We start from the raw sequence: 10,282 nt of genomic DNA on the forward strand, positions 1-10,282 counted from the left end.
GACGGGGAACCACTAGTCGCGGGGCTCGGTCCATTACCCCGGACTGCGCGCCTTGGCGCCAATCGAATCGAAGTGTTCAGGCAGGCCGCCGGCGACGGCTTTCCTCGTTGCACGTAGCCGACCCAGTTTGCCCGATGCCGCCGGTATTCCCCGGCACCTCTTGCCATCGCACCGCGCCTGTGAATATAGTTAGCAAGCTAAGCACTGATTAGCTAGCTGAGTAGCTCGTAAGTCCGGGGACGTGCCCCGCGGCCTGTAGTGACCAACCGGCCAGTTCGACGGCCAACCTCAGTGGCGCGGTTAGGAAGGGAGCGCGGCGATGAATTTCTCGGTATTGCCGCCGGAGGTGAATTCTTCGCGGATGTTCGCGGGCGCAGGGTCGACACCGATGCTGGCCGCCGCAGCTGCATGGGACGGCCTGGCCGCCGAATTAGGCTCGGCTGCAGACTCTTTCGGCTCCGTGGTCTCGGGTCTTGCCGGCCAATTCTGGCAAGGTCCGGCATCGGACGCGATGGCCCGGGTGGCCGCGCCGTATGCGGGTTGGTTGAGCGCAGTCGCCGACCAGGCCGCGACGGCAGCTGGCCAGGCTCGAGCGGTGGCCGATGCGTTCGACAACGCCCAGGCGGCAGTGGTGCGGCCGATCCTCGTCGCGGCCAACCGTAATGACTTGGTGTCCTTGGTGGTTTCGAATCTGTTCGGTCAAAATGCCCCGGCGATAGCAGCCGCGGAGGCCCACTACGAGCAGATGTGGGCTCAGGATGTGGCCGTCATGTCGGGCTATCACGCCGGGGTGTCGGCGGCGGCCACGCAATTGCGGTCGTGGCCGCAATCGCTGCACCAGTTGCCAAGCCTGTCCAGCCTCGCCGCCAGTCTGGGCATAGGGAATATCGGTGACGGCAATCTGGGCAGCGGCAATATCGGCAACGCCAACCTTGGTAGCGGCAACGCCGGCGACGAAAACCTGGGCAGCGGCAACCACGGGAACGCCAATCTGGGCAATGGAAATACCGGCAATGCAAATCTGGGCAGCGGAAACTTCGGCAGCACGAATTTGGGTAGCGGTAATGGCAACCTGGTGTTCGGCGTGAAGTCCAACTTCAACATCGGCAGTGGAAACCTAGGCAACTACAACATCGGGTTTGGGAATGCGGGGCTCGAACACACTGCCGGCAATGGAAATATTGGCCTCGGGAATATCGGCAGCCAGAATTTTGGTAGCGGAAACAATGGCACTGGCAATGTGGGATCCGGCAACACCGGTAACCAGAACCTCGGTACCGGAAATAACGGTAGCGGCAACTGGGGGTGGGGGAACACGGGCAGCCATAACATCGGCTTCGGAAACTCCGGCAACAACAACATCGGTATCGGCCTCACTGGCGACAACCAAGTCGGATTCGGCCACCTGAACTCCGGCAGCGGCAATATCGGCTTCGGCAATTCGGGGACTGGCAACATCGGTTTCTTCAACTCGGGCAGCGGGAACTTCGGTATCGGTAACTCCGGCGTCAGCGCGACCGGTATCGCGAACTCAGGTCATGTCGCCACCGGCATCTGGAACTCCGGCGGTGGCGATACCGGCATCGGAAACGCAGGCTGGGACGCGCTGCCCGCTAATGGCGAGAATGTCGGCTTCGGCAATGGGGGAGTCAACAACTTCGGCTGGGGCAACGCGGGCGAGTTCAACTCGGGAAACTTCAACTCCGGCGTTTATAACGCGGGCGACTTCAACTCCGGCAGGGAAAATTTCGGCTCCTTCAACTCGGGCTTCTATAACTCGGGATACTTCAACGCGGGCAATACCAATACCGGCTTCGGTAACTCCGGGGCTAGCAACACCGGCGGGTTCAACTCGGGTGGTCTCAATACCGGATTGGGCAGTTCGGTCACCCAATCAGTGTCGAGTTCGGGTTACGGCAACACGGGTAGCGGCAGCTCCGGCTTCTACAACACTGGCAATGGCGATTCGGGGTTTGGGAACACCGGCGGTGACCATAACGTCGGCCTATTGAACTCGGCTAGCGGCGGCCAGACCACGGGCATTGAGAATTCAGGAAACGGCTTCAAGAACACCGGTGTTGGCAACGGGGGCGAGGGCCGCGGCAATACCGGCTGGTTCAACTCGAGCAGCGGCGGCGCCAACACGGGTTTCTTCATCTTCGGAGACGGCACCGAGAGTTCCGGCTTCTTCAATTCAGGCAGCGGCGGCTTCAACTCTGGCATCGGTAACACCGGCGGCTTCAATTCGGGTGGCTTCAACACAGGGACGGGACGCTCGGGTTTCTTCGGCCGTTGAGTCGAGCGCGCAAGAAAGGACACACGATGAACTACTCGGTACTACCGCCGGAGATCAATTCGTTGCGGATATTTTCCGGTCCGGGGTCGGCGCCGATGTGGGCGGCGGCGACGGCTTGGTCGGGGCTTGCTGGGGAGCTGAGTTCGGCGGCGGATTCCTTTGCGGCCCTTACTTCGGCGTTGGTGGGTCAAGCGTGGCAAGGTTCGGCGGCGGCGGCGATGTCAGCTGCCGCGGTGCCATATGCGGGGTGGCTAAGTGCCGCGGCGAATCAAGCTGCGGGGGCAGCCGGGCAAGCGAAGGCGGTGGCCGGGGCGTTTGAGGCCGCACGCGCTGTGACCGTTCACCCGCTTATGGTGGCGGCCAATCGGAATGCGTTTGTGCAGTTGGTGTTTTCGAATCTTTTCGGCCAGAATGCGCCGGCGATTGCGGCCGCAGAAGGTGCCTACGAAGAGATGTGGGCGCAAGACGTTGTGGCGATGGTGGGATACCACCTTGGTGCCTCGGAGGTGGCGGCGCAGCTGACGCCATGGCAGCAGATATCGGCTGCGGCAGCAACGGCTGCAACGAAGCTGGTCAATCTCCCGCCACTTAACACCGGTCTGGGGAATGTCGGCAACTACAACCTGGGCGGCGGGAACACCGGTGAGTTCAATCTCGGCAGCGGCAATACCGGCAGCGTCAACCTGGGCAGCGGAAACAATGGCAACGCGAACCTGGGCAGCGGGAACTTCGGCTTCGCAAACCTGGGTAGCGGCAACTTTGGCAGCATCAACTTCGGCTGGGGCAACAACGGAACCATCAACCTGGGCAGCGGAAACTTCGGCAATGGAAACCTTGGCTTTGGGAATCTGTCGAGCGGAAATCTGGGCAGCGGAAACACCGGGGGTTCGAATTTCGGCAGCGGGAACCTGGGCAATTTCAACTTGGGTTTCGGAAACACCGGCAACGCCAACGTCGGTTTTGGCAACCTCGGCACCAACAACCTGGGCTTCGGCAACCACGGCAGCAACAACATCGGGTTCGGCCTCAACGGCAACAACCAGGTTGGTATCGGCGCCCTGAATTCGGGAACTGACAACATTGGCTTCGGCAATTCCGGTAGCCACAATATCGGCTTCTTTAACTCCGGCAACAACAACGTGGGCTTCGGCAACTCGGGTTCCAACAACACCGGCTTTGCCAACTCCGGCAACGGCAACACGGGGTTCTGGAACGCGGCCACCGTCACCACGGGCTTCGGCAATTCGGGATACGAGAACTTCGGTTTCGGGAACTCGGGTAACCAGAACATGGGCATCGGCGATGCGGGTTCGAGCAACATGGGGATCGGGAACGCAGGCTTTGTCAACACCGGAAGTTTCAATGCGGGTGGATCTCCCGGCGGGCTAGGCACCAACACCGGCTGGTTCAACTCAGGCAGCGTGAACACGGGTTCCTTCAATTCGGGGGCCACCAACACCGGGCTTTTCAACGCGGGAGACCTGAACACCGGCATTGGCAGCTCGATCACCCCACCCGGTGTCACCAGCTCGGGGTTTGGCAACACGGTCAGTGGTAGTTCGGGCTTCTATAACTCGGGCGCCAATATTTCCTCTGGGTTCTTCAACATCAGCGATGGCTATCCAGGAGTGGTCTCGGGCTTCCATAACACGTCGATCGGCAGAGGCGTCGTCGCGGGTTTCAACAACACCGGCAACTTTGACACAGGCATCAACAACACCGGCAACTTCGGCGTCGGCATCGCAAACTCGTCCGTCAACGCCAACTTCACCGAGACCTCGGGGGTGGGCAACTCGGGCGACAACGACTCGGGAGCCTTCAATACCGGGACCAACCAATCCGGTTTCTTCAACTAGCGGGTGTGCGATGTCGTTCGTGATCACAAACCCGGAGGTATTAGGCTCGGCGGCAACGGATTTCGCGCGTATCGGATCGGCGATCAACGCGGCCGGAGCGGCCGCGGCTGCCCCGACCACGGGTGTGCTGGCGGCCGGCGCCGATGAGGTGTCGGCGGCCATCGCGACGTTGTTTGGGGCTCACGCCCAGGCGTATCAGGCTATGAGCGCGCAAGCCACAGCGTTTCATGACCAGTTTGTGCAGTCGTTGACGGCGGCTGGCGGTGCGTATGCGAGCGCCGAGGCGGTGGGCCAGGAGCTGCTTGATGTCGTCAATGCGCCCACCCAGGCGTGGTTGGGGCGTCCATTGATCGGCAACGGCGCCAATGGAGCGCCGGGACAGCCGGGCAAAGCCGGCGGACTCTTTTACGGCAACGGCGGCAATGGAGGCAACGGGCTACCCGGACAGGCTGGTGGTGCCGGCGGAGCCGCCGGATTGATCGGCAACGGCGGTAACGGTGGGGTCGGCGGGCCCGGCGCCACCGGGACGGCCGGCGGACCGGGTGGCGCCGGCGGCCTGCTTCTGGGCAATGGCGGCAACGGCGGCATCGGCGGAGTCGGCACCGGCATGAACGCCGAGCCCGGCGGGTCCGGCGGAGCGGGCGGCAATGCAGTTGGCCTGTTCGGTAACGGCGGTGCCGGGGGTGCCGGCGGGACCAGCAATCTCGGCCCGCAGGGGGTCGCCGGAAACGGCGGCGTCGGCGGGCTGATCGTCGGCAACGGCGGCCACGGCGGCAACAACCTGCTCGGTGCCGAAACGGGCAGCACCGGTGGCGACGCGCGCGGCATCGGCAACGGCGGCGACGGTGGGTTCAACGGCTTCAGCGACGGCGGCAATGGCGGCAATGGCGGGCTGATCGGTCACGGCGGTCACGGCGGCAATTCCGCCGGCAGCATCTACAACACCGGCGGAAAAGGCGGCCACGGCGGGCTGCTGTTCGGCGATGGTGGGGACGGGGGTGCCAACGAGTTCGGCCGCATTGGCAGTAAAGGCGGCGCCGGTGGCGATGCGGGGTTGTGGGGCAACGGTGGCAACGGCGGCTTCGACGCCTTTGGCAACGGCGGCAACGGCGGCAACGGCGGGATGCTGATCGGCAACGGTGGCAACGGCGGCAACGCCGTGGAGATGAAATTCGCCGGCTACGGCAACGGCGGCAATGGTGGCAACGCCGTCGGGCTGATCGGCAATGGCGGAACCGGAGGTACCGGCGGCGTCGGCTTTGGCGCGTTCCATGGCGGCAATGGCGGGAATGGCGGCAACGCCGCTCAACTGTTCGGCAATGGCGGGGCCGGCGGCGCCGGCGGTACTGGGGGCGTGGGGGCGACCGCCGGCTACGCCGGCGGCGCCGGCGGTCATGGCGGTACCGCCGCGCTGATCGGCGACGGCGGTACGGGTGGCGCCGCGGGCGTCAGCGCAAGTTCTACTACTGCGCCCGCTCCCGGCGGTGACGGCGGCGCCGCCCGGCTGATCGGCAACGGCGGCGACGGTGGGCCCGGTGACTCCGGTGGAGCGGGTGGCGCCGGCGGGACGGGTGGCAGCGTGTTCGGTCACAGCGGGGGACATGGGTCGCCATAGGACCGCCGCACGGGTTCTCCATCAACGAATAGAAAGGTTGCGTCGATGAGTACAAATAACAACCGGTCAGTCCGAGTATTGGCCGCGATACTGGCCGCTGCTCTGCTGTTGATGCCCACCGGCTGCGCAGCAAAGATCCCGCCGCCGCCCGTACCTGGGCAGGACGGGCTTAGACCGAACCCAATGGGCTAGCCGGCCATAGCGTCTGAATCGCGGCGAAATGAAAAAACAGCTCAATGGTCCGCAGACCACCGGACGTCAATACCGCAACCTCAGCGAGCCGCAATACGGGTTGCGCAGCGATATCGACATCCCGATCGAAATGCGCGACGGCACAAGGCTTTTGGCCGATGTTCATCGACCCGACCAGCAGGGCCGATTCCCGGCACTGCTGGCGGCATCGCCATACCCGCGCCAGATCCAGGACCTCGGCGCCCCGGCCGGCCTCATCGAGGCCGGCGTGACGAACTTCTGGGTGCCACGCGGCTATGTGCATGTCATCGCTAACCTGCGCGGCACCAACGGATCCGGCGGGACGTTCAACTTCTTCGACGGTCAGGAGCGCCAAGACGTCTATGACCTGGTGGAGTGGGTGGCCGCGCAGCCGTGGTGCGACGGCAACGTAGGCATGATCGGCATCAGCTACTTCGCGATGACCCAGCTCGAAGCGGCCGTCGAGCGACCGCCGCACCTCAAGGCGATCTTCCCCCTTGCCCTGACCGCAGATCTTTACGAGTTCGCCAACCACCACGGTCTGCTGAGTGCGTCGTTCGTCACCCCATTCCTGGCGATGCTGGGCCTGGCCGCCGAGCGCAGCAATAAAATGCTGCGCGGCAAGCTGATTGGGCTGGCACGGCGGGTGCTCAACATTCCACGGATACACAAGAAGTTCGAGACCTCGAACGGCGAGGCTGCGGTCACCATGCTGCGCCAGATGCTGCGGCTACCCCACAACCCGCATCCCTGGGACGAGCTGTGGCTGGACTTCGTCGTGAACCATCCCAACCGCGACGAGTGGTGGGAGCAGCGAAACCTGTTGCCCTTGCTGAAGGAAGTCGACATTCCGGTGTATCTGGGCTGCGACTGGGAGAATGTGCCATTGCATCTGCCCTCGACCTTTCGCACGTGGAAGGGATTGTCGGACAACGCGTGTGTGCGCATGGGCATGCTCGACAAGTTCGGACTTACCTGGCCCTGGGAAAGCATGCACATCGAAGCGCTGGCCTGGTATGACCACTGGCTCAAGGGCAAAGATACTGGGATCCTCGAGGGACCGCCGATCCGCTACTTCTTGCCCGGCGCCGACAAGTGGTGTACCGCCGAGTCCTGGCCGCCCTCGGATGCGCCGCATCAGCAGTACGCCCTGCGGGCCGATGGAACCCTGAGCCTCGACGAAGGTCAGCCTGGCAGTCGCGAATTCGTGATGTTGGGAACCGGGTGGGGGCGCGACAAGCGCAACGTAATCGACCTGCCGCCCCTGTTGACATGGACCAGCGCACCGCTGACCGAGGACACCGACATCGTCGGGGATATCGAGCTGCAGCTGGTGGCTTCGGCGACCGCGATCGACACCGCCTGGATGGCGACTTTGCGCGACGTGGCACCCGATGGGGAGACCACCGACGTGACCGCCGGCTGGTTGCGGGCCAGCATGCGTGAAGTCGACGAAGCCGCCAGCCGTCCAGGCGCACCGGTATTGCCGTGCCGCTACCCGCAGGCCGCTCCGATAGGCGAAGACGTGGTGTACCGAATTCCGTTGGTACCCAACGCTAGACGCTTCAAGCAGGGTCACCGTATCCAACTGGTACTCACCAGCGATGACCAAGACCCGGCAGTGCCGGCCATCATGAGCTTCCGGCATGCCAGTGTCGGAACCAGCAGCCTAAACACGGTCCGCTCGTCCTCACGGCTCCTGATTCCGGTCTTGCATTCTGCGGCGGTCGACGTGGCTGACGGCTGACCTGGAGCTCAGGGCAGTTCTGCGGAAGTCGGGACCGAAGGGTCGCCCCACCGTTACGCTTCTCATCACCGAATCGCTGTCGGCCGAGGGAGGCAGACTATGTCCTATGTGACGGTGGTGCCGGACTTTGTCGGCCAAGCGGCCGGCCAATTGGAGAACATCGGCTCGGCGTTGAATGCCGCCGGTGCGGCGGCCGCAGCGCCGACTACCGGGCTGCTGGCCGCTGGCGGTGACGAGGTATCGGCGGCGATCGCCTCGCTGTTTTCCAGTCATGCCCAGGAATTTCAGGCGATCAATGCGCAGGCGGCCGCCTTTCATTCCGAGTTCACGAACTTGCTGAACGCCGGCGCGGGTTCGTATCTGCGCACCGAAGTTGCCAACGCAGGTGCTGCTGCTGCGTCCGGCGACATATTCCAGTCCTTCGGCGGCGACTTCCTGTCTCTGCTGACCGGCGCCAATGCGCAGCAGCTTGAACTCCCGCTCGACGTGGCCGGCCCGGTGGTCGTCGCGGCGCGCGCGCTGGAACCGAGCGGGATAGCGTTTGTCAACGCGGTGCGGGCAGGGGACTCGGCGGCGGCCATGGCGGTACTCGGCAATGCCGGCCCTATCGCCGGTAACGCGTTCGTATACGGCCAAGACACGGTCTCAATACCGCTGCCGGGTTCGATATCGGGTCTGCAGGCAATCACGCTCGACATTCCCTTTGGCGGGCTGCTGGCTCCGCTACAGCAGATAACCGTGACCGTGGCGACACCCGGGAATCCGCCGATAGTCTTCCCGCTGGGGTTGGAGGTAGGCGGCCTCGTTACGAACGTGCAGGCAAATGGGCCCGAAGTGCTGCTTGCGCTGCTGCTTTTGGGTGGCGCGTTCTTGTAAGTCAGCCGTCAGGTTGCCGAGATTGCCGCCATGGTCGTGGTTGAGCCACAATAGCGACCCTCACGGCAATCTCGCTGACGGCCTAAGCCCGCAACTCCCGCAGAGTCAGCGCGGTGGCCAGGGCCGCCGAGGTTGCCTGGGCGCCCTTGTCCTCAGCCGACGTGGGCAGCCCCGCGCGATTGAGCGCCTGCTCTTCGGTGTTGGTGGTCAGTACGCCGTTGCCCACCGGCGTGGACTCGTCGAGGGAGACCCGGGTCAACCCCTGGGTCACCGCGTCGCAGACGTAGTCGAAATGCGGTGTCTCGCCCCGGATCACCACGCCGAGTGCGACGACGGCGTCGTGGTTGCGGGCCAATTCCTGCACCACCACTGGAATCTCGATGGCTCCCAGCACACGCACCACGGTTGGGCTGCCGATGCCCGAGTCGGCGGCTACCTTGAGGGCACCGTCGAGCAGGGCATCGCAAATCTGGGTGTGCCAGGTGCTGGCGACAATGGCCAGCCGGACACCGGAAGCATCGAGCACCGGGAAGTCCGGCACACCGGCGCCACCGCTCATTTGCGCCGCTCCTCAGCATCGCTGCGCTCTGCATCGTCGCCGGCGCCACCGCTCATTTGCGCCGCTCCTCAGCATCGCTGCGCTCTGCATCGTCGCCGGCGCCACCGCTCATTTGCGCCGCTCCTCAGCATCGCTGCGCTCTGCATCGTCGCCGGCGCCACCGCTCATTTGCGCCGCTCCTCAGCATCGCTGCGCTCTGCATCGTCGCCGGCGCCACCGCTCATTTGCGCCGCTCCTCAGCATCGCTGCGCTCTGCATCGTCGCCGGCGCCACCGCTCATTTGCGCCGCTCCTCAGCATCGCTGCGCTCTGCATCGTCGCCGGCGCCACCGCTCACAGTGCGCCACCGCTCACAGTGCGCCCGCTCATATGGCACCGCCCAGTTCGCCCGGCATCGCCACGGCCTCGTGGAACTCGTCCAGACCAGTGAGCTCGTGGCCCATCCGGTCGCGCTTGGTCATCAGGTACCGGATGTTGTCGGCGTTGGCGCGCACCGGCAGGGCCACTCGCTCGGTGATCTGCAGGCCGTAGCCGTCCAGACCCACCCGCTTGGCCGGGTTGTTGGTCAGTAGCCGCATCGAGTGCACTCCGAGGTCGACCAGTATCTGGGCGCCGATCCCGTAGTCGCGGGCGTCGGCGGGCAGGCCCAGCTTGAGGTTGGCGTCAACAGTGTCGTCCCCGGCGTCTTGGAGCTGGTAGGCCTGCAGCTTGTGCAGCAGACCGATGCCGCGGCCCTCATGACCGCGCATGTAGAGCACCACCCCGCGGCCCTCACGCGCCACCATCGCCATCGCGGCATCCAACTGCGGCCCGCAGTCACAGCGCCGGGACCCGAACACGTCGCCGGTCAGGCACTCCGAGTGCACCCGCACCAGCACGTCGGCGCCGTCGGAAATGTCGCCGCGCACCAGCGCCACGTGCTCGACGTCTTCGTAGATGCTGGTGTAGCCGATCGCGCGAAAGTCTCCGTGCAGCGTCGGGATGCGCGCCTCGGCGACGCGGACGATGTGCTTTTCGTGCTTGCGCCGCCAGGAGATCAAATCGGCGATGGTGATCATCGCCAGCCCGTGCTCGTCGGCAAAGACCCGCAACTCATCGGTCTGGGCCATCGACCCCTCGTC

General features: G+C 64.5%; 7 protein-coding genes and 2 pseudogenes. 5 read left to right on the forward strand and 4 right to left on the reverse strand.

The features are described from left to right. Positions 1-319: 319 nt before the first annotated feature. The 5 genes from AWC27_RS28870 to AWC27_RS32950 all read left to right on the forward strand — a co-directional run bounded on the left by AWC27_RS28870 (position 320) and on the right by AWC27_RS32950 (position 8,603). Positions 320-2,296, forward strand: a complete 1,977-nt coding sequence (locus AWC27_RS28870) for a PPE domain-containing protein (protein ID WP_085674226.1) — start codon at positions 320-322, stop codon at positions 2,294-2,296. Between the two features lie 26 nt (positions 2,297-2,322). After that, the gene (locus AWC27_RS28875) at positions 2,323-4,152 is read left to right on the forward strand and encodes a PPE family protein (RefSeq protein WP_085674228.1); all 1,830 of its coding nucleotides are present in this window, start codon (positions 2,323-2,325) and stop codon (positions 4,150-4,152) included. A gap of 10 nt (positions 4,153-4,162) precedes the next feature. Next, positions 4,163-5,767, forward strand: a complete 1,605-nt coding sequence (locus AWC27_RS28880; RefSeq protein WP_085674230.1) for a PE family protein — start codon at positions 4,163-4,165, stop codon at positions 5,765-5,767. A gap of 220 nt (positions 5,768-5,987) precedes the next feature. Continuing rightward, entirely contained in the window at positions 5,988-7,727 is a 1,740-nt protein-coding gene (locus AWC27_RS28885; protein WP_085674232.1) for a CocE/NonD family hydrolase, read from the forward strand. A gap of 99 nt (positions 7,728-7,826) precedes the next feature. Further along, positions 7,827-8,603, forward strand: coding sequence for a PE family protein (locus tag AWC27_RS32950; RefSeq protein ID WP_085674234.1), 777 nt, complete (start codon positions 7,827-7,829; stop codon positions 8,601-8,603). An 82-nt stretch (positions 8,604-8,685) separates the two neighbouring features. Here AWC27_RS32950 and ribH read toward each other — a convergent pair whose 3' ends face one another. The 4 genes and pseudogenes from ribH to ribA form a co-directional block, all read right to left on the reverse strand. Next, a complete protein-coding gene (ribH, locus tag AWC27_RS28895) occupies positions 8,686-9,162 on the reverse strand; it encodes a 6,7-dimethyl-8-ribityllumazine synthase (RefSeq protein WP_085674236.1) in 477 nt (158 codons plus the stop codon). 72 nt (positions 9,163-9,234) lie between these two features. Further along, positions 9,235-9,308: pseudogene (locus AWC27_RS33405) on the reverse strand (hypothetical protein); the annotation flags it as partial. A gap of 94 nt (positions 9,309-9,402) precedes the next feature. Beyond that, positions 9,403-9,476: pseudogene (locus AWC27_RS33410) on the reverse strand (hypothetical protein); the annotation flags it as partial. 50 nt (positions 9,477-9,526) lie between these two features. After that, a partial coding sequence (gene ribA / locus AWC27_RS28900) for a GTP cyclohydrolase II (RefSeq protein ID WP_139837288.1) occupies positions 9,527-10,282 on the reverse strand: 756 nt, incomplete at its 5' end.

Origin of the sequence: Mycobacterium szulgai, assembly GCF_002116635.1 — a bacterium.
GTDB lineage: Bacteria > Actinomycetota > Actinomycetes > Mycobacteriales > Mycobacteriaceae > Mycobacterium > Mycobacterium szulgai.